21 protein-coding genes and 1 riboswitch are annotated in these 24,987 nt (G+C 49.4%); of the genes, 19 read left to right on the top strand and 2 right to left on the bottom strand.

The annotated features are described in order from the left end of the window. Window positions 1-192 precede the first annotated feature (192 nt). The 16 genes from I2G61_RS02965 to I2G61_RS03040 all read left to right on the top strand — a co-directional run bounded on the left by I2G61_RS02965 (window position 193) and on the right by I2G61_RS03040 (window position 17,275). Window positions 193-1,116, top strand: a complete 924-nt coding sequence (locus tag I2G61_RS02965) for an ABC transporter permease (protein ID WP_072682887.1) — start codon at window positions 193-195, stop codon at window positions 1,114-1,116. Between the two features lie 13 nt (window positions 1,117-1,129). Next, window positions 1,130-2,056 (top strand): ABC transporter permease, encoded by a 927-nt coding sequence (locus tag I2G61_RS02970; RefSeq protein WP_072682886.1) that lies wholly within the window; start codon window positions 1,130-1,132, stop codon window positions 2,054-2,056. A gap of 13 nt (window positions 2,057-2,069) precedes the next feature. Further along, a complete protein-coding gene (locus I2G61_RS02975; protein ID WP_072682885.1) occupies window positions 2,070-3,077 on the top strand; it encodes an ABC transporter ATP-binding protein in 1,008 nt (335 codons plus the stop codon). Further along, entirely contained in the window at window positions 3,074-4,063 is a 990-nt protein-coding gene (locus I2G61_RS02980) for an ABC transporter ATP-binding protein (protein WP_072682884.1), read from the top strand. The genes I2G61_RS02975 and I2G61_RS02980 overlap by 4 nt, the downstream gene beginning before the upstream one ends. Before the next feature lie 128 nt (window positions 4,064-4,191). Next, window positions 4,192-4,830 (top strand): hypothetical protein, encoded by a 639-nt coding sequence (locus I2G61_RS02985; RefSeq protein ID WP_229100657.1) that lies wholly within the window; start codon window positions 4,192-4,194, stop codon window positions 4,828-4,830. Window positions 4,831-4,956: 126 nt separating this feature from the next. Further along, a complete protein-coding gene (locus I2G61_RS02990; protein WP_195547880.1) occupies window positions 4,957-5,631 on the top strand; it encodes a hypothetical protein in 675 nt (224 codons plus the stop codon). A 115-nt stretch (window positions 5,632-5,746) separates the two neighbouring features. Continuing rightward, a complete protein-coding gene (locus tag I2G61_RS02995; protein WP_072682881.1) occupies window positions 5,747-6,433 on the top strand; it encodes a peptidoglycan-binding protein in 687 nt (228 codons plus the stop codon). A gap of 194 nt (window positions 6,434-6,627) precedes the next feature. Continuing rightward, window positions 6,628-6,728, top strand: a riboswitch (purine riboswitch). Between the two features lie 63 nt (window positions 6,729-6,791). Then, a complete protein-coding gene (locus tag I2G61_RS03000) occupies window positions 6,792-7,622 on the top strand; it encodes an ABC transporter permease (RefSeq protein WP_072682880.1) in 831 nt (276 codons plus the stop codon). After that, the gene (locus tag I2G61_RS03005) at window positions 7,622-8,404 is read left to right on the top strand and encodes an ABC transporter permease (protein ID WP_072682879.1); all 783 of its coding nucleotides are present in this window, start codon (window positions 7,622-7,624) and stop codon (window positions 8,402-8,404) included. Before I2G61_RS03000 ends, I2G61_RS03005 begins: the two co-directional genes overlap by 1 nt. Window positions 8,405-8,414: 10 nt before the next feature. Further along, window positions 8,415-9,452 carry an ABC transporter ATP-binding protein gene (locus tag I2G61_RS03010; protein ID WP_072682878.1) on the top strand — a complete coding sequence of 346 codons (1,038 nt, stop codon included), beginning with the start codon at window positions 8,415-8,417 and terminating at the stop codon, window positions 9,450-9,452. A 169-nt stretch (window positions 9,453-9,621) separates the two neighbouring features. Continuing rightward, window positions 9,622-10,680: an ABC transporter substrate-binding protein gene (locus I2G61_RS03015; RefSeq protein ID WP_072682877.1), complete on the top strand. Its 1,059-nt coding sequence runs from the start codon at window positions 9,622-9,624 to the stop codon at window positions 10,678-10,680. A gap of 99 nt (window positions 10,681-10,779) precedes the next feature. Beyond that, window positions 10,780-12,498: an adenine deaminase C-terminal domain-containing protein gene (locus I2G61_RS03020; protein ID WP_229100658.1), complete on the top strand. Its 1,719-nt coding sequence runs from the start codon at window positions 10,780-10,782 to the stop codon at window positions 12,496-12,498. Continuing rightward, the gene (locus I2G61_RS03025) at window positions 12,495-13,808 is read left to right on the top strand and encodes an amidohydrolase (protein WP_195547881.1); all 1,314 of its coding nucleotides are present in this window, start codon (window positions 12,495-12,497) and stop codon (window positions 13,806-13,808) included. The genes I2G61_RS03020 and I2G61_RS03025 overlap by 4 nt, the downstream gene beginning before the upstream one ends. Window positions 13,809-14,551: 743 nt before the next feature. Further along, the gene (locus tag I2G61_RS03030) at window positions 14,552-15,088 is read left to right on the top strand and encodes a hypothetical protein (protein ID WP_195547882.1); all 537 of its coding nucleotides are present in this window, start codon (window positions 14,552-14,554) and stop codon (window positions 15,086-15,088) included. Continuing rightward, complete coding sequence (locus I2G61_RS03035) at window positions 15,075-15,608, top strand: hypothetical protein (protein ID WP_072682873.1); 534 nt, start codon at window positions 15,075-15,077, stop codon at window positions 15,606-15,608. The genes I2G61_RS03030 and I2G61_RS03035 overlap by 14 nt, the downstream gene beginning before the upstream one ends. A gap of 431 nt (window positions 15,609-16,039) precedes the next feature. Continuing rightward, window positions 16,040-17,275, top strand: a complete 1,236-nt coding sequence (locus tag I2G61_RS03040; RefSeq protein WP_195547883.1) for a helix-turn-helix transcriptional regulator — start codon at window positions 16,040-16,042, stop codon at window positions 17,273-17,275. Window positions 17,276-17,434: 159 nt separating this feature from the next. On the opposite strand, the gene I2G61_RS03045 is transcribed toward I2G61_RS03040, so the two are convergent. After that, complete coding sequence (locus I2G61_RS03045) at window positions 17,435-18,286, bottom strand: VanW family protein (RefSeq protein WP_195547884.1); 852 nt, start codon at window positions 18,284-18,286, stop codon at window positions 17,435-17,437. 203 nt (window positions 18,287-18,489) lie between these two features. On the opposite strand from I2G61_RS03045, the gene I2G61_RS03050 reads away from it, so the two are divergent. Beyond that, entirely contained in the window at window positions 18,490-19,869 is a 1,380-nt protein-coding gene (locus tag I2G61_RS03050) for an aminopeptidase (protein WP_072682871.1), read from the top strand. A gap of 125 nt (window positions 19,870-19,994) precedes the next feature. Here I2G61_RS03050 and I2G61_RS03055 read toward each other — a convergent pair whose 3' ends face one another. Next, on the bottom strand, window positions 19,995-20,555 hold the full coding sequence (locus I2G61_RS03055; RefSeq protein WP_195547885.1) for a TetR/AcrR family transcriptional regulator: 561 nt from the start codon (window positions 20,553-20,555) through the stop codon (window positions 19,995-19,997). A 157-nt stretch (window positions 20,556-20,712) separates the two neighbouring features. On the opposite strand from I2G61_RS03055, the gene I2G61_RS03060 reads away from it, so the two are divergent. Then, window positions 20,713-24,219: an LPXTG cell wall anchor domain-containing protein gene (locus I2G61_RS03060; RefSeq protein WP_195547886.1), complete on the top strand. Its 3,507-nt coding sequence runs from the start codon at window positions 20,713-20,715 to the stop codon at window positions 24,217-24,219. Further along, window positions 24,216-24,803 (top strand): class D sortase, encoded by a 588-nt coding sequence (locus I2G61_RS03065; RefSeq protein WP_195547887.1) that lies wholly within the window; start codon window positions 24,216-24,218, stop codon window positions 24,801-24,803. The genes I2G61_RS03060 and I2G61_RS03065 overlap by 4 nt, the downstream gene beginning before the upstream one ends. The last annotated feature ends 184 nt before the right edge of the window (window positions 24,804-24,987 follow it).

Below are 24,987 nucleotides of genomic sequence, written 5' to 3' on the forward strand. Positions count from 1 at the left end.
GTCCAGACCTCTTCCCCTGTCGGGGGAAAAGAAAAGATGTAAAAAAGCAATGGAAAATGTTTCAGAAAACATTGTGAAACAAATTGACAAGAAGCCTAAAAGAAGATAGAATAAAACCATTACAAAAACTTTGGATTCAGTCTGTCCGGTCATGCTTGAATCGACAGTTTTTGCAGGAAAGGGGGCATTTTAATGTTTAAGTATGTATTAAAACGGATTGGCGTCGGAATTTTGACGTTGTTCATTCTGGCGACCGTAACCTTTTTTTTGATGAAGATTATACCGGGTTCTCCGTTTGCTGGTGAAAACACGAAAATTCCGGCTTCCGTTCAGGAAAAGCTGATGGCGAAGTACAATCTGGACAAACCGGTTCTGGAACAGTATGTCATTTATATGAAAAGCGCTGTCCAGGGAGATTTCGGCGTGTCGACCTTCCGTAAAGGCCGCAGCGTTAACGAAATTATTGCGATTGGCATGCCGGTTACGGCGAAGCTGGGCTTTGTCTCGTTTGTGATCGCGATGGTGGTCGGCATTACGCTGGGCACGATCGCAGCCTTTACCAAACATAAATGGGTCGACAACCTCGTCATTGCAATCGCGACTGCCGGCGTCAGTATTCCGGGATTCCTGTTGGCGCTGTTGTTGATGATTGTGTTCGGGGTCTGGCTGCACATGTTCCCGATCGTCGGCTTGTCAAGCTGGAAGCACTATGTGCTGCCGGCAGTATCTCTGGCGCTTTCGCCGATCGCGATGATCGCCCGACTGACCCGTTCCAGCATGATGGAAGTCATGCGTCAGGATTATATGGTTTTAGCCCGATCCAAGGGTTCCTCTCAGCTGAAGGTCATTGTGAAACATGGTTTGAAAAACGCGATGATTCCAGTCATCACTTATGCCGGACCGCTGATCGCCACGCTGATGACAGGCTCGTTCGTTATTGAAAGTCTGTTTTCGGTACCGGGGATCGGTGCGGAATACGTGACAAGTATTTCCAACCGTGACTATACGATGATTATGGGCCTGACGATTTTCTTCGGCGCTTTTATCATCATCGCCAACATCATCACCGATATTTTGAACGCTGTCGTTGATCCGCGGATCAAGCTGGACAGCTAGAAGGGAGCTAGCGATGGAAGAAAAAGAACTCGTGCTGGATGACAGTCTGTTTGAACCGCTGGACAGCAGCGAAAAAAACAACGAATTTATTGCCATTGAAAGCAAAACTTATCTCCAGGATGCCTGGCGGCGTTTCAAAAAGAATAAGCTGGCTCTGTTCGGATTGATCTTTTTGATTTTAATCACTCTGGCGGCGATCATCATTCCGATGGTTTCTCCGTTTACCTATGACGGTCAGGATCTGGCCAACCGCAATGCTTTGCCGAATATGGTGCATCTGATGGGCACGGACAAGCTGGGCCGCGATATCATGGTGCGCGTTATGTACGGCGCGCGGATTTCCCTAACGATCGGGTTTGTCGCCGCGTTTCTGAATCTGATCATCGGCGTTATTTACGGCGGGATCAGCGGCTTTGTCGGCGGCAAGGTTGATATGGTCATGATGCGGATCGTCGACTGCATCTATGCGATTCCGTCGATGCTGTACGTCATCCTGATCATGATGATTTTCGGATCGAATATGTTTTCGGTCTTGTTAGGCATTTCCATTTCCTCCTGGGTCGGCATGGCCCGGCAGGTCCGCTCGCAGATCCAGACACTGAAGCAGCAGGAATTCTCGATGGCGGCGTTTGTCATCGGCGCCAGTAAGAAAAGGATCCTGTTTAAACATCTGATTATCAACTGTATGGGACCGATCATCGTTTCCGCAACCTTAATGGTGCCGAACGCGATCTTTACCGAAGCGTTCCTGAGCTTCATCGGCATCGGCATCAGCGCGCCGCAGGCAAGCTGGGGCACTTTGGCTTCGGAAGCCCGCGGTCTGGTGCAGAGCTATCCAATTCAGATTATCTGGCCGGTCGCGGCGATCTGTCTGACGATGTTGTCGCTGAACTTCATTGGCGATGGTTTCGGCGAAGCGCTGGATCCGAAGAAGAGATAAGGAGGAGAAAACCATGAATGAACTGTTGAAAGTTGATCATCTGACCGTGGATTTCTCCACCGATCAGGGCACGGTGCACGCGGTCCGTGACGTCTCGTTCTGCGTTTATCCGCAGGAAGTGCTCGGCATCGTCGGTGAATCCGGTTCCGGCAAGAGCCAGACGATGTATTCCGTCATGGGTTTATTGGCGGATAACGGCAAGATCACTGCGGAAGATATTTTGTTTGACGGCAGGAAAATCCATGAATCCGCATTTAAGAATCATACGGAATATGAAAAGACGATGCAGCATATCCGCGGCAACGACATGGCGATGATTTTCCAGGATCCGATGACGTTTTTGAATCCGGTTTTGAAAATCGGCACACAGCTGATCGAACCGCTGCAGAATCATACGAAGATGTCGAAGAAAGAATGCGAACAGAAAGCGATTGAGCTGATGCGTCAGGTTGGCATACCTTCTCCGGAAAAGCGGATGAATCAATACCCTTACGAGTTTTCCGGCGGCATGCGGCAGCGGATTATCATTGCGATGGCGCTGGCCTGCAATCCAAAGCTGATCATTGCGGACGAACCGACAACTGCGCTGGACGTAACAATCCAGGCGCAGGTGCTGGAACTGATCCAGGATATGAAAGAAAAGCTTGGTTCCTCCGTCATTATGATTACCCACGATCTGGGCGTTGTCGCCAGTTTGTGCAACCGGATCGCGATTATGTACGGCGGCAAGATAGTTGAAATCGGCACGGACAAAGAAATTTTCTATGAGCCGAAGCATCCTTATACTCAAGGGCTGTTGAACTGCATCAACAATCCGGAGGACGACGACAAAGATCTTCAGCCGATCCCGGGCTCTCCGCCGGATTTATTAAATCCGCCGAAGGGCTGTCCGTTTGTCGACCGCTGTGAAAAGGCCATGCGGATCTGTAAGGAACAGATGCCTTCCGCCACGGCTTTTTCCAAAACGCACGAATGCGCCTGCTGGCTTAATGAATTGAAGAAAAGGGAGGGTAAAAAATGAACAGCGAAGTCATTTTAAAAGTTACCGACCTGAAGACCCATTTCGACGTCACCAAGGGCATGTTTTCGAAGAAGCAGATTGTCAAGGCTGTCGACGGTGTCAGCTTTGAAATTCATAAAGGCGAAACCTTTGGATTAGTCGGTGAATCCGGCTGTGGAAAATCCACGCTGGGCCGCACGATCGTGAAATTATACGAACCGACAGCCGGCACGATTGAATACAAAGGGCAGGATATCACCAAGCTGAAAGGCAAGGAGTTAAAAGAATTCCGAAAATCAGTCCAGATGATTTTCCAGGATCCGTATGCATCGCTGAACCCGCGGATGACCGTTGGCGAAATCATCCGGGAACCGATGGATATCCACAATATTTACAACAGTTCAAAAGAACGTGAAGACCGGGTCGTGGAGCTGTTGAAAATCGTCGGATTGAAACCGGACCACATTCGCCGCTATCCGCATGAATTCTCCGGCGGCCAGCGGCAGCGCATTTCGATCGCCAGAACGCTGGCGCTGAATCCGGATTTCATCATCTGCGACGAACCAATTTCCGCACTGGACGTTTCCATTCAGGCACAGATTATCAATCTGTTGAAGAACATTCAGAAGGAATTGGGCATTTCCTATCTGTTTGTGGCTCATGATCTGAGCATGGTCAAACATATTTCTGACCGAATCGGCGTCATGTATCTGGGCAACATGGTGGAGATCGGCGAAAGCAGCGATCTGTATCACAATCCGATGCATCCTTACACCAAAGCGCTGTTATCGGCTGTTCCGATTCCGGATCCGGAAATCGGCAAGTCCAAGAAGCGGATCGTTCTGCAGGGCGAGCTGCCGAGTCCGCTGGATCCGCCGTCAGGCTGCGCTTTCCGCACCCGCTGTCCGTATGCAACGGAGGAATGTGCCAAAGCCAAACCGCAGCCGTCGATCATCAACGGCCGCCAGGTTTCCTGCTTCCAGTTTCAAGCGGGATCAAAACGATAAGCTATATCACACGGGATTTCCTGGGAAGTTCCGTGTTTTTTTGTCTTTATAAACAAGTGAAGTTGATAGGCAAAAGCCGTAAAAAAGATTACAATGGAAACATAGAGGCTGGTTGAAAGGGATAATTTATGTTTAAAGATGATATGAATGAAATAAGACGTATTATGAAAACAGCGAACAAGCAGGTGTGTTGGAAAATATTTTTTCTTATCGGTCTGGGCTGCTGTTCCTGGCTGTTTGCGCGCAATCAACAAGTTGCGGAAACGGCGCTGATCTCGATGAAGCCGTTTGGCTGCGAAACCTATGAAATTACAAGGAAGACAGCCAGCGCACAAGCGGGCAATCAGCGTTATCAAATCGAAATGAACTGTAAGAAATATGGAAAAGTGGGAATGACTCTGCGTGCTTCGCTGTTCCGTTCTGACGAAACCGATTGGCTGGATCAACGAATTCGATCGGAATTGAGTACTTATTTCGAGAATGTAGTGCGCGGACATGCGGAAGATGTGATGCCAAACAAGGTAACGCAAGAACAAGTGGCTGCGATGAGCTTGACAGAAGCGGGGCTACATCAGCCGTTACAGCAACTCAAGACACAAATTGAAGCCTTTCAGCCGGAAGGGACAGAAGCGTTGTTCTTCATTCTGTGCAGAGACGGCCGGGCAGCGGCGATCACGATGAGTTCAGAGGAATTACTGACAAAGGAAGGTGTTGAAGAATTGCGGACCTTTCTTAATGCGGATCTATCGTTTATCATAGAACAATAAAACAATATGAATTTCTTTTTCCGCTGCGAAGATTAGACTTTTCAAGTAAAAAATTGAAATATACAAGGAGAAAACAAGATATTCCCAAGGTAAGCTTAAGGCTGTTCAGCTTGGAGGAAACTGAAGATGATCAAAAATGAAAATTCAACGTCGCTGGGGGATGAATTGAAATACGCATGGGAGCGCAGCCGAAAACATCGGAAATGGCGAAACCGATGTCTGCTGAGCATTATTGTCGTTGCCTTGGGCGCTGGTCTATATTTCAAACACCAGGAAAGGGTATCGCCGGTCTTGTTGTCGCTGAAACCTTTCGGCTGCGATCATTTCACAGCCAGCGGTCAGGATGCGCATCGCGATGCTCTGGGGGAACTCAATTACACGGTACAGCTGCGCTGTGAGGACGCAGGCAGTCTTTTGAAGGCAAGCGTATCGCTGATCGAGTCGGCACGGCCTTTGCAGCTTATGAATTTGATGAAGCAGGATCTGCGCGGCTATCTGAAAGGCCAGCGAAATGCGCAGACACGTTGTAAAACCAGCTGTCTGCGGCTGCCGGAGGAACTTGACGAAACTTGGCTTGCATCGCTGACGTTTGAAGAAAGTCAGGTCCTGAAGGATCCACAGGCGGCAATCCGACAGATCCGGCAGGCGCAGATTCCTGGCACACAGGACACCTGTTTTTTCCTGCGGCGGGAAAACCGTGTGATTTTTGTGCAGCTGACAGGGGAAGATTCGCTATCCGAATCTGCACTGAAAGAACTACTTTCCTTATTCGACGCCGATTTCTCCTTTTTAGATGCCTGAATAAGCTGATTGTCTCGAATGCCGCTGTTCATACGCTATAAACTTTCATCAAGATCGGCGTTTATCCACGCCGTTTTTCTTTTCCTGCATAGACATGAATGAGGAGGTGAGATCAATGGCAAAAATTATGGTTTATGATCCGGACACCAATCAGATTTATACGGAATGGCGGGCAGAAAACGACCCAATGCCGTATTCCTACGGCAGGACGTTATTAGTCCGGGAATTCCGTGGTTCCAGCCGGTCCACGGTTTTCTGGACGACGACGACGGCGATGGAAGCCTGGAACGCCACCCGGCGGACCTACGGCGCGGCGATTCCGGTCGGTTACGCGTTTAAGCGGATCTGGGAAGGCGGCCACGGCCTGCAGTCACAGCATTACGTCGGCGTCTCCTTTGACGTCGGCCAGCGGCTGTCGCAAAGTCAGCGTAATCAGATCTGGCGGACAGCGAACAACCTCGGCGTCTGGGGTTATGTCGAACCCCTGTCGATGACCCCGACCTGGGTTCACTTCGACCGCCGTTATGCCCGCGGCGCCTGCGGCGGCACATCGGGATTCCCGACGCTGCGTGAAGGTTCGGTGGGCTGCTACACGCTGGTGCTGCAGGACGCACTGAATGCCCTGGGCTATTCGACGCGCTGGCTGGATGGCAAATTCGGCAACGCGACCCGCACAGCGCTGATTCAGTATCAGCGCGATAACGGTTTGGGCGCAGACGGTATCGCCGGCTGTCAGACCTGGAGAAGAATTGCGGCGGAAGTCGTCGGCATCGGACGAACCCCGACGGTGATCGATCCATAAACAGACAAGGCAGGCTCAGCCTGCCTTACATACAGAATAGAAGTGAAAATTAAGAATGGAAAGAATTGGGGAATTCCATATGTTTAAAGGAAGGAAAAATTCGGTAATCCCCCTTTATGAAGGCTTTTTTTTAAGAAAAGAACGAAAAAAAACAAATGAAAGCAAATTTTCAACTTTGCAAAAAACATTTCTATGCTATAATCATTGAGTCTTATCGTATATCTTCACAGGGAACAGCGTGAAGAGTTTCTACCCAATGGCTATATATTGGACTACGATAGAATTCAAGGGACAACTCTGTCTGTGACTTCTATCGTGCCGGTAGAAGTTTTTTATTTGAAATCAGGAAGGGGAACTCATGAAAAAACAGTCAACAATCCTGCTGATCGCGCCGATCACGATCCTGCTTGTGGTCGTGCTGATCCTTCCGCTGCTGGCGGTTCTGTTACCGACCGTATTTGAAGGCGGAGCGGTGACGTTAAGCCGCTACATCGCCTTTTTCCAGGATCCTTATTACATCAAAATCTTTGTCCGGACGCTGCGGATTGCGTTAGTCTGCACGCTGGTCTGCATGATTCTGGGGATTCCGACGGCGTATTTTATTTCCCGGGTCTCAAAGAAATGGCGCGGTATTCTGATGTCCGTCGCACTGTTTCCGATGCTGACAAACTCGGTCATCCGAGCCTTTGCCTGGATCAACATTCTCGGCAAGAACGGCATCGTAAATCAGATTCTTTCCGCGCTGCATCTGGTCGATCAGCCGCTGTCGATGCTGTACACCGAATTCTCCGTTCTCGTTGGTACGATCTATCTGTTTCTGCCGCTAATGATCATCACGCTGGTCGGCGTCATGGAAAACATTGACAATGATATGATGGAAGCGGCGGAAAGTCTGGGCGCCAGCCGGCTGCTCTCCTTTGTCAAGGTTATTCTGCCAATGTCGATCCCGGGCATCATCACCGGGGCGGTGCTGGTGTTTACCGGCGCGATGACGGCGTACACGACGCCGCAGTTATTAGGCGGTCCGAAAAACATGCTGCTGTCGACGCTGATCTATCAGCGGGCGATGACGCTCAACGACTGGACCGGCGCGAGCGTGGTGGCGTTAGTCATGATCGTGACGACGCTGATCGTCATGAAGGGACTCAACGCCATTGCCGGCCGGCTGGATAAGCGGGGTGAAAACTGATGCGTAAAAATAAATTTCTGACCTTCTATGCCTGCCTTGTGTTCGGCTTTCTGTTTCTGCCGCTGGCGATCATTGCGGTGACGGCGTTCAACACGGCGCCGACGATCAGTTTCCCGATCTCCGGCTTTACCTTCAAATGGTTTGCCAACGTCTTCGCGACGAAATCCTTCCTCAGCGGCTTCCAGCTCAGCTTCATGCTGGCGATCGTGGCGACGCTGATCGCGCTGCTGGTCGGAGTCCCGGCCGCTTATGCGCTCAGCCGCAACAGCGTCAGAGGCAAAAAACTGCTGAAAAGCTTCTTCTTGTCTCCGACGATCATTCCGGGCATCGTCGTCGGTTATTCGTTATATCAGTTCATCGTTCTGAAGCTGAAGCTGCCGGTCATGCAGGGCTTACTGATCGGTCACTTCCTGGTTGTGCTGCCCTATGTCATCCGGGTTGTCGGCTCTGCACTGGAACAATTTGATTTTTCGATTGAGGAAATGGCCTGGACGCTGGGCTGCGGCAAGGCGCAGGCGTTCTTCAAGGTCGTGCTGCCGAATATTTCTTCAGGAATTGTCGCGGCGTTTATGCTGGCGTTCATCAATTCCTTCAACAACATTCCGGTTTCGATGTTCTTAAGCGGGCCGGGCGTGCGGACGCTGCCGACGGCATTGATGAATTACATCGAATATTTCTACGATCCGACCGTTTCGGCGGTCAGCGTGCTGCTGATGGCGGCGACGATCGCGATCATGTTTGTGGTCGAAAAGACACTGGGCATCGGGGCCCTGACGAAGTAGGAGGAAAAGCATGTCAAAGGTAACCTTAAACGATATCAACGTCAGCTATGACGGCAAAACCCAGATCCTCAAGGGCCTGAATTTAGAGATCGGCGAAGGCGAGCTGGTGTCCCTGTTAGGACCTTCCGGCTGCGGCAAGACGACGACACTGCGGGTCATTGCCGGATTCATCATTCCCAGCAGCGGTCAGCTGTTTGTCGATACGGAAGAAATGACGAAAGTGCCGGTGCATAAGCGCAACTTCGGTCTGGTTTTCCAGAGCTACGCGCTGTTTCCGCATTTAAGCGTCTATGAAAACGTCGCGTTCGGCTTAAAGCTGAGAAAGATGGAAAAGGCGGAAATGGACCGCAAGATCAAGGAAATTCTGGAGGTCTGCGATCTGACGGAGTACGCCCTGCGCTTTCCGAAGCAGCTCTCCGGCGGGCAGCGGCAGCGTGTCGCACTGGCCCGGGCGCTGGTCATTGAGCCGCGCTTACTGTTGTTGGACGAACCGTTGTCCAATCTGGACGCGAAGCTGCGTCTGAACATGCGCGTCGAGATCAAGCGGCTGCAGAAAAAGCTGGGCATCACGACGGTATTTGTCACTCACGATCAGGAAGAATGCTTCTCGATTTCGGATAAAGTCGCGGTCATGAACGGCGGCGTGATCGAACAGTTCGGCACACCGGAGGAAATCTACTCCCGGCCGAAAACGGAGTTTGTCGCACGGTTTATCGGCTTTGAAAATTTCATCCAGCTGCGCAAGACTCAAGAAAATACCTATCGGGCCAACGACGGTTCTCTCTTCACCGCTAAGATGGATTGTGGGAAAAGCGAATGTCTGGGCACGATCCGTCCGGACGATATCCAGATCGTCACGAATGAGGAGGCCGCTGGCAACACCGTCACAGCTAAAATTGAGGTCCGCACCTATTTGGGCAAGAGCTATCAATATGAGCTGAGCACACCGATCGGGCGGTTAGTCGTTAACGACGGCTCCGGCGCGCTTTACAAAGCCGGCGACACGATCAAAATCCAGCTGCCGGCCGCCAAGATCGTACTGGTTTAATCTAATTTCCGGCCGCGGCCATCCTGCGGGATGAGGCTGCAGGAAAGATGACGCACTCTGCTTCCGAGCAGAAACCGTCGGGTTTTCTGAGAAACATCTGGAAAATCCGCCGGACTTCCGTTTGGAATTTCCATAGAAGAACTAGCTGACATTTTAAGGAGGAAAGAAAATGAGAAAGCTGATGATTTCGCTCTGCGCTCTGGCCATGATTGCGGCTGTGAGCGGCTGTTCCAGCAAGCCGGAAGGCGAAGGCCAGACCGAAGGCCAGCGCACGCTGACCGTTTCGACCTGGGGGTTAAGCGAAGACGTGCTCGTTGAGGACGTGTATGGCCCGTTTGAGGAACTGTGCAACTGTAAGGTCATCCTGGAAACCGATACGACGGCCAACCGTTATACCAAGTTGTCTACCAACCCGGATTCCACCGTCGACGTCATCGAGCTGTCGCAGGCTGCGGCGGCCAACGGCTATGTCGCCGACCTGTTTGAAAAGATCGACACCACCCAGATTCCGAATCTGGACAACATCATTGAAGGCGCGAAATCGACGGTCGCCCAGGGATACGGTCCGGCTTATACGCTCAACAGCATCGGCATCATTTATGATAAGGAAGCCGTCGGCTTTGAAATTACCAGCTGGGCGGATTTGTGGAAACCAGAACTGGCAGGCAAGCTGTCGATTCCAGAGCTGTCGACGACCTTTGGCCCGGCGATGGTTTACCTGGCTTCCGACTACAAGGGCGTCGATATCACAACGGACGACGGAGCAGCGGCGTTTGAAGCGCTGAACGAGCTGAAATCCAATATCGTCAGAACCTATTCCAAGTCAAGCGATTTGGCAAATATGTTTGCGGCCGGGGAAATCGCGGTTGCGGTCGTCGGCGACTTCGGCGTGCCGGTTATCAAGAACGCGGCTCCGAATGTGGAATTTGTCGTCCCGGCCGATTACACCTACGCGAACTTCAACACGATTGATATCAACAAGAACTCCAAAAACAAAGATCTGGCTTACATGTATATCAACTGGCGGATTTCCCAGGAGCTGCAGTCCGTCACCGCGGTCACGCTGAACGAAGGCCCGGTTAACAAGAACGTGGAACTGACGCCGGAACAGTCCGCGAACATGACTTACGGCGACGTGGCGGAGCGTGCGAAGTCGATCGACTATTCGTTTGTCAACCCGCTGATGGCGCAGTGGACGGATCAGTGGAACCGCACGATCAACAACTAACATCTGGAAATTTTCCTGAAGGATCAGGAAGCAACGACAAGGCAGGGTCCAACACGGGTCCTGCCCTGTTTCAAATCAGAGGTGAAAGGAGAAAATCGCATGAGTACAATGAGAATCCGCAACGCCCGCGTGTTCAACAGCTATACGCAGACATTTGAGGAAAAAAGCGTGCTGATCCGTGACGGACAGTTCGCTCAGCTGCAGGAAACCGAAGAGGAACAACGCCGGCCCGCGGATCAGGAAATCGACGCTCAGGGGCGCTGGATGATTCCTGGCTTGATCGACATCCACATGCATGTTGAAAGCTCGATGACCATCCCGACCGAATTTTCCCGGCAGGCGCTGTCCTTCGGCGTCACGACGGTGGTCGCCGATCCGCATGAGATCGCCAATGTGTTTGGACTGGCGGGCATCGAAGCGTTCATGGCCAGCGAGCCGGTCATGGATATTTTCTATGGAATTCCCTCTTCCGTACCCTCCACCAATCTGGATTGCGAAACGACCGGCGGCGTGATCGGCTTAGAAGAAGTGGACAAGCTGCTGGACAATCCGCAGATCCGCTGCCTGGGTGAAGTCATGAACTTCAAGGAGCTGGTCAGTGAGGAAGACACGCTGATTCGTCAGATTGTCGCGCTGTGCAAAAAGAAACGGCCGCTGCTGCCGTTAGAGGGGCATTGCCCGAAGATCAGCGGGGCGGATCTGGCGAAGTTTATCGCTTCCGGCGTCAATGCCGATCATACTCAGCAAACTCCGGAAAGCATCGTTGAGAAAATCACCAACGGAATGTACTTGGAAATGCAGGGCAAATCGATCCATGAAGATACCATCCGCACATTGATGGAGCATCAGTTCTACGAATATTTCAGTCTGGTGACCGATGATGTGATGCCGGATCATTTTCTGCACGGCCATCTCAATCAGGTTTTGCTTTCCGCTGTCCGCTGCGGCCTGCCGATGGAAAAGGCCATTTACTGCAGTACCTTCACCTCTGCCCGGCGGATGCATCTGGACGACCGCGGCGTGATCGCTCCGGGGAAAATCGCGGATTTCGTGCTGCTGGATAGTCTGGAAGACTGGACCGTACATCAGGTTTATAAAAACGGCGTTCTGGTCAGCGAACCGCAAAGCGGCTATGCGATTGCGGAAAAACCGGTTTCCTTCCCGCCGGAATTTTACCATTCACTGCATCACCGGCCCTTGACGGAAGACGATTTACTCGTCCGGGTTTCCCCGACGGCGAAATCCGTGACCGCCCAGGTCATCGAAATTAATCCGCGGGCGACATTTACGCGGCTGACGACTGCGGAGCTGCCGGTGGAAAACGGCGTTGTTCAGTGGCAGAACCGCGGGTTGGCGTTAATGGCCTGCATCGAGCGCTATGGCAAGGGCGGACAGATCGCGCTGGCGTTTACGACTGGGGGAATTCAGAAAAACGGCGCGGTTGCGTCCTCCTGGGCGCATGATCATCACAATCTGATGGTCATGGGCTCCAATGTTCCGGATATGATCGCGGCGGCCAATCATCTGCTTGCGATCCAGGGCGGCTACTGTGTCTGCGTCGCTGAGAAGATCATAGCCTGCGCTTCATTACAGGTCGGGGGCATTGTTTCCGATCAGCCGCTGGCGGAACTGGCCGGGCAGATCGAGGCGGTGCGCGCGGCAATGGAGGATCAGCTGGGGTATGTTCACCACAATGCAGTGATGTCGTTTGCGACGCTGTCCTTGCCGGTATCGCCGGAGGTCAAGCTGACAGATAAAGGATTGTTGATCGGCAAAACGCTGGAATTCATTCCGCTGATCAAAGAGGAACACGCATGAGAGTCCGGATCGAGAATGTGACGTTGGTCACGACGGATGAGGCCAATCGTGTCTTTGAAAACGGCTGTCTGGTCTGGGAAGATGATACCATTTTGGCGCTGAATGATTTCAGCGTGCCTGTGGACGAAGTGATCGACGGGCAGGGGGGCCTGCTTCTGCCCGGGATGGTGAATACGCATTGTCATCTGGGGATGATCCCGTTCCGTTCGCTGGGCGACGATTGCCCGGACCGGCTGCGGCGGTTTCTGTTTCCGTTGGAAAACGCGGCGATGACGCGCGAGCTGGCGCAGGCTTCGGCCCGCTATGCAGCGGCGGAAATGATGCTGGGCGGCGTGACGACGGTGTTCGACATGTATTATTTTGAGGACGCGCTGGCAGAAGCCATGGTCGAGATGAACATGCGCGCGGTGCTGGCGGAAACGATTGTCGACTTTGCCAACTGTGACAGCGACGTACCGTATGGCGGACTGGCGAGCGGCGAGCGGTTTATTCAGGAATGGAAAGGCCGGCATCCGCTGATCACGCCGGCGATCGGTCCGCACGCGACCAATACCAACAGCGCTGAAGTCTTAAAGCAAGCTCAGGCGATCGCGGAGCACTACGATGTGCTGCTTTCGCTGCATACGGCGGAAATGGATTATGAGATGGAAACCTTCAGTCAAGAGCGGAATCAGACGCCGATCGAATATCTGGAGTCGATCGGTTTGTTAAGCCCGCATCTGGTTGCGGCGCACTGCATTCATGTCAACGATCAGGATCTGGCGCTGATGGCGAAGTATGGCTGCCGGATTGCGCACTGCATCGGTTCGAATATGAAAGCGGGCAAAGGAATTGCGCCCTTGAAGAAGATGGTTGCCCATCACATCCCGGTTGGATTAGGAACGGACGGCGCTTCCAGCGGCAACACGCTGGATTTATTTGCGCAGCTGCCATTAATCGGCAAAGCGCACAAGACGGCCAATCATGACCGGGCGTTGTTTCCGGCGAAGGAAATTCTGCCGCTGGCGACGATCGGCGGGGCCCGGGTATTGAATCTGGACGATAAGATCGGTTCGTTAATGCCGGGGAAAAAAGCGGATCTTGTGCTGGTGGAAACGCAGTCCGCCAACATGTTCCCGATCTACGATCCATTCTCTGCCCTGGTTTACAGCGCTCATGCGGGCAATGTGGATTCAGTTTGGGTCAACGGCGTGCAGACGGTGAAGCATAAACAGCTGGTCCGTCAGGATCTGCGGCGCCTGCGGGAAGATCTGGAAGCGAAGATGCAGTTCTTCAAGGCTGAAGCGCTGCGCCGGAGCGAGGGGCTGTAAAAAACGGTTGAACATGAGCTTGATTTATCAGGAAAGTTAATGAAGAATGAGAGCGCTGAAGCGCATGCATATTAAAAAGACCTCAGAGATTCCGGAAAAACGGATAATCTGAGGCTTTCTTATTTTGCCGCATTCCTCAAAGCCAAACTTTTTTATCATTGCTGGAAAGTAAAAACATACTCTCTCAAAGATTCGGTCAAATCGGTAAATGATTAAAATACTAGGGGATAATATTGAGAATTAAGGAGAAAATGGGAGTTTTCAGACTTTAAGTATGGGAGGTAAAAAACTTTTTGGCCATTATTAAGAAGAGTTTGGTTAAATAAGGATTTGTCTGATTTCAAAGCAGCGATTCAATTTGATATAGACTTCTTTTCAGAAATTACTGATACTTCGCCATATAACTGATCAACCAACTGAATTTTGGACTTTTTATAATTTCTGGCAGTCATGAAGGAAAAAGCAGATATATAATTTGTGGATCTACTTTTATTGTTATTGATCACAGGATAGATAACAGCCTTTGATTTCAGGTGATCAAACAATAAATTATGATCCTGATATAAATAATTATATGATAATTATAAAACATTTATAAGATAAGGAAATTTGAACTTTCGATACTTTTATTATTCATGAGTTTCGATTATTCTTTAATTAGAAATCATAAGTATATTCTTAGAGGTGATAGCAATGGACAAGTTAGAATGATCTAAAATGAGAATAGAAAAGAGGAGAGAAAAATGAAGAAATGCTTTGCATTTTTGCTGGGGTTAATGCTGGCAATGACAATTACTCCGGTTTCAGCAGCTAACGGTCCAGAAATTACTAATCCGCCAGATCCCAATGATGCGACGACTGCTACTGCCGATGTTCTTAATAAACGGCAAGTAAGAAATCCTGCAGAACTAGCTGCAAATCTGGGATCTGGCGCATTTGACGGTAGCTGCGATATGTTATGGGGTGTAGTAACAAACAAGGTTGGGAGAACACATCAATCCAAGAGTTTTGCTCTTCAGTATCTTGAAGCAGAAGGTTTAAAGGCAATCAGGGAGCAATTTGAATCAGGTAATGCTGTAATTGTTAAGGGACATAGAGTTAAGCATGGAACAGGGCTTTCTGATACACACTCTATAGTTTGCAACGGTTATGAAACATACTTGGAAAAGGGAAAGGATATATACGATCACTATATTACCAAATCAGGTTCGTTGCCTTACGGAACGATGGAAGAGTTTATGGTTGATTGGTATATTGAAGCGATTCATGTCTACTATTAAGCGATTGATCTCTGTATTTTGTTTGCTTATCTTGATTGCCGGATGTTCTGCTAAAGAAAATAATGGGGAACCAGCAGTTTCACCGCAAGCAGCATCAACAACAAAGCCAACTTCTGAACCAGGCATTCAGACTACAGTAGAGCCTGCGAAAGAACCGGAAGCTGCTCCAACTGCCACTAAGAAATCCGGATATAAAACTGAATCCCTTTTTAACGGAGTATTTGAATATTATGTAAAAAATCCATTGCCAGAACACATTGTTATTGAGAATAACGAATATGAAGATGGAATCGAAATACAAGTTAGCTATGAGAGAAACGATGGCGGTCATGAGTTAATTGTAACATACTATATACAAGATAATCTTATGGGATATTCCAGTGATGGAGCGCCGATCGAACGGTTGGAAAGTGAAGCTAAAATAAAAAAAGATGGATATTATGTTTTTGTAAATCCGGAAAATCCATATATTGAAGGAATTGATTTCTCTCAATATTCAGATGTCATTGTATTCGAGTAGATTTAAAGATGGTTTCTTGAAAAGAAACCATTTTTTATGAAGAATATCAGTTGGTTTTAATCAAAGAATTTATTATTTATTGGCGCGTAAACTAAATCCGAATTTCTCTCTTGAACTGTGAAGAAATTCAGTTGAAATTAGATCATAAGGATGAGGATAATTGTACTGACAGTATCTTTGTGCATAAGGGGGGACTTCTATTTCTGCGGATAATGAAATAAATGAACATGAAGACTGGTGCTTTACACGCAATGAAGGTACTGAATTGGGGAAATGTTTGAATGATTCGGACGTGACTTCTGGAATGAGATCCGGTTATATTTTGTGCGAACATTAAAGATTTTCAGGTGAAAACAATTTAAAATACAGCTTTATCGTACTAGCTAAGTTAAGCCTTCTTTGTTATATTAATTGAAAGAGGTGGGAGGAATATGGATGTAAGTAAATATCCAAGAGATAAAATTGGATTGCTTATTAAAATATCGCGCATGGAACAAGGCTTGGAAAGAGCGGAATTATCAGCAAGAACAGGCATCAATATCTCTCAATTATTTCGTATCGAAAATGGCCAGAGCGTTTTAAATAATTATGAAATAGCTATATTATTTGATGAACTACTTATTGACAAGAAGCATTTTTCACAAAAAGATTCTTATCTTAATATGATATTTGATCAATATGTCGATAATTATATCTATGGATTAAAGCTGGATAATGAAATCCTTATGAAACAGGCTTACGAATTGGAATCTGATTATGAATGCTCGATCAATTATTACAAATGGGTATGTTTAAAATATTTTGATGGTGTAATTAGTCGACAAAATGACGATAAATTTCTAAGCCTTGAATCCATCATCGTTAAGGTTAAAGGTGGTTTTTTACCGATTGAGCAACAGTTATGTGGAATATTTTTGTCTTTGCGAAAAAGCAGGGAGTATAAGTATAACGAAGCAATTTCTATTTTAAACAGTTGTTTAAATAGTAATGATAATAAATTATTAGGAATAATCTATTACTATTTATTCACTAATTATACTCAAAATAATGAAAACGACTTGGCCTATTCTTTTCTGACTAAAGCGTTAGAACAATTTAAATTGGAAAATAACTTTATCGGAATAACGGAATGTATTTGTCATTTTGGAGTTTATTCTTCAAGAAAAGGGGCATATAAATTAGCTGAATCTTATTTTTACGAAGCAATTAAATTAGCCCGAATTTTGAATAAAGAAAATCTTATGGGGATGAGCTACTATAATCTATCTTGGTGTAAAATATGTGAAAAAAAATATGATGATGTTTATCCTATGGCGGAGAAAGCAATGCAATATATTGATGATGGAGATTTATATTTCAATATTGCCTTCGCCTATTATAAATTGCGTAAAAGCAAAGATCTCATTATTGAATATATTAAGAAAGGTAAAACAAGAGTAAATAAAAAAAATATTCTATATGAAGAATTCAGTTATATAGAATATGCCTTAGATCATACAAAAGAAGAGACTGTAAGCTATTTGTATACCATGCTGCATAAGGTAGAGAAAAAGGCAAATCGTGATGATTGTTTCCTGTTATTTACGGAATTATTAGATTTGCTTGAAGAATTACACAGGACAGAAGAAGTTGTCATTATTCAGAAATCTCTAATGGAGTTATCATAAGTATAGGTTCTTCTCAAAAAAATTTCCCGGGAACTGCTTGGGAATAGTTTCTTTCTCTTCTTTTCATTGAATCGAAACAGAGGTTGTTACACTCTGTCTTATAAACTTAAAAACGCACTTAAATCAGGCATAATTTTCCTGAAACGCGTTTTTTTCTGCTTATTTTTGACGATTCCAAAACCCGGATTCGCGGAATAATGCAGGATCGATCAGCTTGGGATCGTACATCACCTTGGCATGGTTGACAATCAGTTCCTGATCAAACGCCACTTCCCCGCTGGCTTTGTTGATCGCTTTGCGCCGCACGATGTTATGCCGGTAAGCGCCGCCCTTTTCCCAGGTGAAGCCGCTGTCCTGTTCATAGATGTGATATTTCAGCGGCTGCGGATGATCGCAGCGCAGCTCGCCGCACAGATAGCGCTCGTTTGTTTCGATCACAAGCTGAAATGTATCGGAAGTTCGGTTTTCGACCCGGTAATCCAGATAGTTATAAACGATAGAAGTCCCCGTTCCAAACGGTACCTGCCGGCCGAAATCCGGAAACAGATCAAACCGGCCGTGGTGATGATGCTCGGTAATCGTCAGGGAGCTGTGCAGTACCATCCAGTGAATCAGATTGGTCATCTGGCACATGCCGCCGCCGATGCCGGAGGACGGATGATTGCCGGAGATCGTCAATCCTTCCCGATATCCTTTTTCCGCCGTGCACTCTCCGACGCAATGCCAGAACGAAAACGTTTCGCCGGGTCGGATCAGTAAATGTGTGAGTCTGGGCGCAGCCAGAGCCAGATTTACCGCCTTGTTTTCCTGCAGCTGCTGATCAACCTCGCCCAGCTTTCGTCGGATCAGCGAATTATGCTTGTTGACGACGACCGGCAGGCACGCTTCGCTGTACGTCTGGGCAAAGTGAATTCGATGCATCCGATCCTGAAAATTCCGCTTGAAGATTTCTTTTTTCCGCGAAAGCGCATAGGCCCGCGGACCCAACTGATATAGATGTAATCGCCGCATTTCCAATTTTTCCCCCATTCCGTCTGATTCTGATCAGAGATTACCCAGCTTTCTTTCGATCCCCGGGGAAAGATTTGTACAGATCTCTGAGTTTAGAATATCGTAACAGCTATATTTACAAATGTCAATGTAAGAAAACCCGGTTTTCCGCTTGTGTCCTGCGGGAGTTTGTTTATAATAATACACAGGAGGATTGTAATCGAATGAAAACAGTATGGAATAAAACGCAGGGTGAACAGCGTGAAGCCCTGTTTGCCTTCAACGAAGCGTATAAGCACTTTATTTCCGTATGCAAAACGGAACGGGAATGCGTGCGGGAAACGGTCCGGCTGGCAAAGGAAAACGGCTACCGGGATCTGAACGAGGTTCTGGCGGAAAACGCTAAAATCCAGGTCGGCGATAAGCTCTATGCCGTCAATAAAGATAAGGATATCGCACTGTTTGTGATCGGCAGTGAACCGCTGGAAGCGGGCATGAATATCGTCGGGGCGCACATCGACTCCCCGCGTCTGGATCTGAAGCAGCATCCGATCTATGAAGATCAGGGACTGACGCTGCTGGATACGCATTACTATGGCGGAATCAAAAAATACCAATGGGTCGCCCATCCGATGGCGCTGCACGGCGTCGTCTTCAAGAAAGACGGCACGCGGATTGAATTGAACATCGGCGAGGATGAAAACGATCCGGTTGTCGGCATCAGCGATCTGTTAGTGCATCTTTCCGCTGATCAGATGCAGAAGACCGGGGCGAAGGTCGTCGAAGGCGAAGACTTAAACGTATTGGTCGGAAGCATCCCGGCCGAGGGCGGCGAAGACGAAAAAGAGCCGGTCAAGAAAGCGATTCTGGCTCTGTTAAAAGAAAAATACAACATGGAGGAAGAAGATTTCCTGTCTGCGGAAATCGAAGTCGTTCCCGCGGGCAAAGCGCGCGATTACGGTCTGGACCGCAGCCTGATTTTAGGCTATGGCCATGACGACCGCGTCTGCGCCTATACCTCAGCGCTGGCAACCTTCGCGATGGAAAATCCGCAGCGCACCAGCGTTTGCCTGTTGGTTGACAAGGAAGAAGTCGGAAGCAATGGCGCCAGCGGCATGCATTCCCATTTCTTTGAGAACATTGTCGCGGAGATTCTCAACGCGATGGGCGATTACAGCGAGCTGAAAGTCCGCCGCGCTCTGCAGAACAGTAAGATGTTAAGCAGCGACGTCAGCGCCGGCTATGATCCTAATTATCCGTCGGTCAATGAAATGAAGAATACGGCGTTCTTGGGCAAGGGCATCGTCTTCAACAAATACACCGGATCCCGCGGCAAGAGCGGATGCAACGACGCCAATCCGGAATTCATCGCCGAGCTGCGTCGGATCATGGACGAGGAAGACGTCATGTTCCAGACCGCTGAGCTGGGCCGCGTCGATCAGGGCGGCGGGGGAACGATCGCCTATATCCTGGCGAATTACAACATGGAAGTCATTGACGCCGGCATCGCCGTGCAGAATATGCACGCCCCATGGGAAGTCGTTTCCAAAGCGGACGTCTATGAAGCCTACCGTGCTTATGTCGCATTCTTAAAGAAAGCATAAGCCTGAGATTACCTGAAAGCCAAATAAAACCGGTTTTCCAAGCTCCGCAAATTGAGCGGAACGAAGGGAAACCGGTTTTTTCTGAAGGTCAATAAGACATTTTATTTGCGAAATGAAATGAGAAGTTATTTTTCAGCCCACGACTTTCCCGGCGACAGGACGCCGCCCAGACCTTTGGCGATCAAGGTAAAATACCGCTCACGATCCTTGGAACTGTCTGGAAATTTACCGTCGGCAACATTGACGGCCAGGTTCAGCGTGGTGTCGATGACAAACTCCCAGAAAACCTCGGAGCGGATTAAAATTGCGCTTTTGTTTAACTCGACAAAATTGGTAAAAAAAGCGAAGGATTCAGTCTGGCCGCGCATGACGTCGTGAGTATAGAAGGAGGAATGGCGGAATTGTGAGTAGAATTTGGCGTGATCGCCATGCGACGCGAAATAACCGAAATACAAAAACCACAACTCGCGGATGCTCCGGCGCAGGGAAAACAACTTGACATCTGCCTGTTTCAGCTGCTCGTCAACCTGTCTGTCAACATGATAAAAACACGCTGTTAACAGCTCCGGTTTGCTGTGAAAGTAATGAAAGATGCTGCCCTCGCTGATTCCGCATTCCTTTGCAATTCTGCGTGTGGACAAGTTCACCAGTCCTTCCCGGGCGGCTTGGGCGATTGTAATTTCCAAAATCTGTCCTGCGTCTATCGTTTGTTTTCTCATGGTTTTAGTATAGATGATTTTACTGAAAAATGCGATTAAAAACTGTATTTTGTCATAAATTGGTTCTTTCGCTATGATAAACTCATTGTTAAGCGCATGCTTAATAATGATTGAGGAGAGAAATATGAGGAAGTTATTCCAGTTTTTATGCTGCATCGGACTTTGCGTGCTGCCTCTGGAAGCGATGATGCCGCCCACAGTATCCGCAGAGGCCGCAGGGGATGGCGCAAAGTTAATCGAAAAGGTTGAACTTTTATGCGGAGATTCCGCGTTAAACGACGGAGACAGCGTCGCCGCAGAAGACGCGTTAATTTTACGCTACACGCTGAAACCACTGGAGGAATCCATGAATCTGCCGGGCAGCGAGTGGGACATCGCGATCCCGGAATATATCGAAAACAGTCATCCGAATCTGAATCAGGAAATCAAGATTGACGGGCAGACGGTAGCGCACGTCACTGCCGGGGCGCAGAAGGATCAGATCAAGCTTGTCTTCGAAGAAGATCTGGGCGTCCTGCCAATTTATGCAATGAATTTTGAATTCAGCGCCAGATTGGACATGGATGAAATCGGCGGCCGGCAGGATGTGGAAATGAGTTTAGGGACAGACCGCTCCATTCGCCTGACCATTGCAGACAATGCCCTCAAGGATCCGGCCGTTACCGCAAAAAGCGGCGTCTATGAGAATTCCGGGACGATTGTCTGGACAGTTTCGTTAAGCAGGCAAATCGCGCCGTTTGATGAGGAACAGAATGCTCCGCAATATACGACGGGATTTCTGTTTTGCGATGAACTGACAGCGAAGCAGACCTATGTCGACAATTCGCTGACACTGAAAGTCGGTTCGCAGCAGACGCATCCTGCAGTTCAGGTCGACGGGCAGACGCTGCGGGTCACACTTGACCAGCCATTAAGTCAGGATGCAGTGATCACATACAAGACCATACCATCCCCCGCGGTGTTTATCGGCGACGATGGTCAGCTGGCAGATCCTTCCAAAGGGATGACCGTGACCAATACGGCCCAGCTCTGGCAGCCGGACGGCTCCGCAAAACTGTCCGAGGCGCAGGGGGAGGTGCGGGTCAAGGGCGACAGCTGGCTGATGAAAACCGGCGAAAGTTATGATCTTGTCAACAAGACGATGACCTGGAAGCTCGTCGTGCATACCCAGTCGCTGCCTTTTAACACGATTACCCTTTACGACGAACTGGAAGATCGCTTGAGCTTCAGCGCAGCGGACGCCAACGTTACGGTGAACGGAAATTCCGTTCCCTCTGAGGTTTTGTTAAATCCTGCCTTTGATGGGCGAAGCGGCGGTGATCAGAAACTGCTGACGATCAATCATCCGCAGGAAGCCGAATACGTGATCACCTATCTCACGCACTTTGATCTCGATCTGACAGCGCAGAACGTCAATACAAATCTGAACAACAAGGCGTGGCTGCAGATGAACTGGGATCCGGACGGCGCCGGTCCGGAACCAGCCCGCGATTACGGCACGCCGGTCATTGAAAAAAACCACAAGCTGCCGACCAGCGTTGTTGAAAAATCCGCGAGCTACAATGCTGCGACCCGCCGGATTACCTGGACAGTGACGCTGAATAAGAATCTTCTGGATGTTCAGGATGGAACGATTATGGATACCTTGACCACGGCCAATCAGAAATATATCGGCAACGCTCAGGTGATCACGCCGAAAACAGGGTATACGATCACAATCAATCCGCTGGCTGATAAGACAACTGAGACGACACAGGATTATGAGATTCTGATCGCCAACGCTGACGGTCAGACGAATACCTTTAACGAAATGATTGTGTTCCAGTATGAAACCGAAGCGACCGATCCGCTGTTCTATGCGGATAATGCGAAAATGAAATTTCATAACAAGGTGGCCTTCGGTTCCGATGCCATTCCGACGTTGACCGCCTCCGCCCAGCCGCAGTTTTCCAGCACAGTGCTTCAGAAGAGCGCTGAAGGTTATGATTATCAAACCCATGAACTTCGCTGGAAGATTGTCGTCAATCAAAACGGTACCGAGCTGACAGATGTTCGGGTTAAGGATGCGCTGCCGGAGTATCTGCGGTATGTGGAAAACAGTCTGACTGTCCGGTATGCTTCACAAAACAAAGACGTTCCGATGACGCCGGTGATTGTGAATAACGAGCTTCAGATCGATCTGGGCACGCTGCATGAACAGGTCACACTGACTTTTAACACGGTGTTGGACGTGAATGCGACGAATCTGCCCGAGGGGTTCCGGTTTGATCAATCCAATACATCCAGCGACGCGAACGCTTTGTTAAAGCTGACGAACACCGCTGTTCTGGAAAAGCAGGAAGGCGAGCCAGTCAGCCACGGGACCAAGCTTGAGATCGCCAATACGGCATTTGACAAATCGAGCGTCGTTCACAGCGATCAATACACCGTCGACTATACGATCAAAATCAACCAGGCCGGGGCAGATCTCAGCACGGTCTGCCCGGACGGTCTTGTCATCACCGATACAATGAGTGAGGAATTACTTCTGGATCCCGACAGCGTTGTTTTAAAGCAAGCTGAAATTCAAGCCAACGGCGATTTCAAGGAAACGGATACGATTGAAGGAACAGCCGTTCAGGTCAATGGCAATCAGGCGGTGTTTACGCTGCCTGCCGCGCTGGATCTCAACGGTTCCTATGTGCTGCACTATTCGGCCTTTGTCAACGTCGCCGCCAAAGGTGAGTTTGCGCTGTCCAACCTGGCCGGGATGGGAGATCAGAGCAGCGGTTTGGCCAACAGCGATGCAATCCAGTTCCAGTCGAAGTATTCCGCCGGTTCGGCGATGCGGATCCCCGGACGCGCCAGTCTGGAGCTGACGAAAACCGCAGCGGATGACAATACCCCGGTCACGGGGGCCGAATATGGTCTGTACGCAAAAAATGCCGCGGGCGAAACCTACCTGATGCAGAAGGCCGTCACCAACAGCGAGGGCAAAGCGCTGTTTACCGCGCTGAAAACAAAGGCGGGCGAGAACGAATATGTAGTGAAGGAATTGAACGCACCGCAGGGATTTGTGCTCGATACTACGGAATATCCAGTGACAATCACCGCGAAAGCGGGGACGATTCAGCTTTTGAAGGTCAGCGATGCACGGCTGCGTGGGGAGGTTGTCTTCCTGAAACAAGATCAGTATGGCAAGCCGGTCTCCGGCGCGCTCTTTGCGATTTATAAAACGGAAAGCGGCAGCTTTGATGAAACGACGCAGCTTTCCCAGGCTGCCAGCGACGATCACGGCCAGGTTCATTTCACGGATCTGGAACTAGGCCAGACCTATGTGATCGCAGAGCTGAGCGCTCCGCAGGGGTATGAGAAAACGGACGAATTGTTTGAGGTTACGGTCGACGCCGACGGTGTTGCCAGTGCGCTGAGAGGTCAGGAAAGCGGTTTGGAAATTCACGCTGTGATCAATCAGAAACATCCGGCCCCGCCAGCTCCAGAACAACCAGAATCTGAAACGCCGGCGTCTTCGGCCCCGGCAGCTGTTCTGCCTTATACCGGAGATCGGGAGTTTGTGCTGGCACTGGCCGGCGGCTTCATTCTGATTGCCGCGGGATTGGCGCTGACATTGAAAAAGCGCCGCCACGGATGAAAACGAAAATTTTCGGACTGATCCTGTTGGGCGCCGGGATTCTTCTGGTTTCCACGACGGTAGGCAGCCGGATTCTGGAACTGAAGCAACGGGAAGCGCTGATTGCGCAGACCCGCAGGACTCAGGGGATTCACGAAGAAGCGCAGACAACAGAATTCATGGATGACGATGCCCGATTCTCGTTCGCGGACGGCCCGGCGCTGCTGCGGATTCCGTCGCTGGATCTGGAGGAAGCGGTGTGCGAAGGCACCGCGGCGCAAACACTGAGGATAAGTCTGGGTCACATGGAAAATACCGGGGAACCGGGCGGTCCGGGCAACTGCGTAATCGCCGGTCACCGCAATGTCGTGGGTGGTTTCTTTCACGATCTGCCTTCAATCGCAATCGGCGCTGAAATCATCCTTCAACAAGGCAGCAGTTCGGTGGTTTATGAGGTCTATCAAACCCTGACCGTAACGCCGCAGGACAATTCTGTGCTGCTGAGCGATGGGACGGGTCAGCTGACGCTCATCACCTGCAGCTCGGCGATCGAACCGACGCATCGCTTCGTTGTCCAGGCCCGGCTGAAAACGACAGACTCATAAATTGCGAAAGCGATCCTCCTTCATTAACGATACTTAATAATGAAATGATTGACACAAAAAGCTCTTTTTCTTATGCCTGAGGAAAAAGAGCTTTTGTATTATTCCGAACCCGCGGCAGAAACCTGAAAAAAAACGAAACGCCGCAATCCTGCAGGATTATAACGTTTCGTTCTTCATGGGGTCT

Source organism: Holdemania sp. 1001095H_141210_F2, from assembly GCF_015558105.1.
In the GTDB taxonomy this organism is placed as follows: domain Bacteria; phylum Bacillota_I; class Bacilli_A; order Erysipelotrichales; family Erysipelotrichaceae; genus Holdemania.

What these genes read in the sequence shown, in the direction of transcription:
- I2G61_RS03045 (WP_195547884.1), bottom strand. Translation starts at nt 18,286, where the DNA reads ATGCGGCGATTACATCTATATCAGTTGGGTCCGCGGGCCTATGCGCTT.
- I2G61_RS02985 (WP_229100657.1), top strand. Translation starts at nt 4,192, where the DNA reads ATGTTTAAAGATGATATGAATGAAATAAGACGTATTATGAAAACAGCG.
- I2G61_RS03020 (WP_229100658.1), top strand. Translation starts at nt 10,780, where the DNA reads ATGAGTACAATGAGAATCCGCAACGCCCGCGTGTTCAACAGCTATACG.
- I2G61_RS03060 (WP_195547886.1), top strand. Translation starts at nt 20,713, where the DNA reads ATGAGGAAGTTATTCCAGTTTTTATGCTGCATCGGACTTTGCGTGCTG.
- I2G61_RS02965 (WP_072682887.1), top strand. Translation starts at nt 193, where the DNA reads ATGTTTAAGTATGTATTAAAACGGATTGGCGTCGGAATTTTGACGTTG.
- I2G61_RS03030 (WP_195547882.1), top strand. Translation starts at nt 14,552, where the DNA reads ATGAAGAAATGCTTTGCATTTTTGCTGGGGTTAATGCTGGCAATGACA.
- I2G61_RS03015 (WP_072682877.1), top strand. Translation starts at nt 9,622, where the DNA reads ATGAGAAAGCTGATGATTTCGCTCTGCGCTCTGGCCATGATTGCGGCT.
- I2G61_RS02995 (WP_072682881.1), top strand. Translation starts at nt 5,747, where the DNA reads ATGGCAAAAATTATGGTTTATGATCCGGACACCAATCAGATTTATACG.
- I2G61_RS03000 (WP_072682880.1), top strand. Translation starts at nt 6,792, where the DNA reads ATGAAAAAACAGTCAACAATCCTGCTGATCGCGCCGATCACGATCCTG.
- I2G61_RS03025 (WP_195547881.1), top strand. Translation starts at nt 12,495, where the DNA reads ATGAGAGTCCGGATCGAGAATGTGACGTTGGTCACGACGGATGAGGCC.
- I2G61_RS02990 (WP_195547880.1), top strand. Translation starts at nt 4,957, where the DNA reads ATGATCAAAAATGAAAATTCAACGTCGCTGGGGGATGAATTGAAATAC.
- I2G61_RS02980 (WP_072682884.1), top strand. Translation starts at nt 3,074, where the DNA reads ATGAACAGCGAAGTCATTTTAAAAGTTACCGACCTGAAGACCCATTTC.
- I2G61_RS03010 (WP_072682878.1), top strand. Translation starts at nt 8,415, where the DNA reads ATGTCAAAGGTAACCTTAAACGATATCAACGTCAGCTATGACGGCAAA.
- I2G61_RS03050 (WP_072682871.1), top strand. Translation starts at nt 18,490, where the DNA reads ATGAAAACAGTATGGAATAAAACGCAGGGTGAACAGCGTGAAGCCCTG.
- I2G61_RS03065 (WP_195547887.1), top strand. Translation starts at nt 24,216, where the DNA reads ATGAAAACGAAAATTTTCGGACTGATCCTGTTGGGCGCCGGGATTCTT.
- I2G61_RS03035 (WP_072682873.1), top strand. Translation starts at nt 15,075, where the DNA reads ATGTCTACTATTAAGCGATTGATCTCTGTATTTTGTTTGCTTATCTTG.
- I2G61_RS03040 (WP_195547883.1), top strand. Translation starts at nt 16,040, where the DNA reads ATGGATGTAAGTAAATATCCAAGAGATAAAATTGGATTGCTTATTAAA.
- I2G61_RS02970 (WP_072682886.1), top strand. Translation starts at nt 1,130, where the DNA reads ATGGAAGAAAAAGAACTCGTGCTGGATGACAGTCTGTTTGAACCGCTG.
- I2G61_RS03005 (WP_072682879.1), top strand. Translation starts at nt 7,622, where the DNA reads ATGCGTAAAAATAAATTTCTGACCTTCTATGCCTGCCTTGTGTTCGGC.
- I2G61_RS02975 (WP_072682885.1), top strand. Translation starts at nt 2,070, where the DNA reads ATGAATGAACTGTTGAAAGTTGATCATCTGACCGTGGATTTCTCCACC.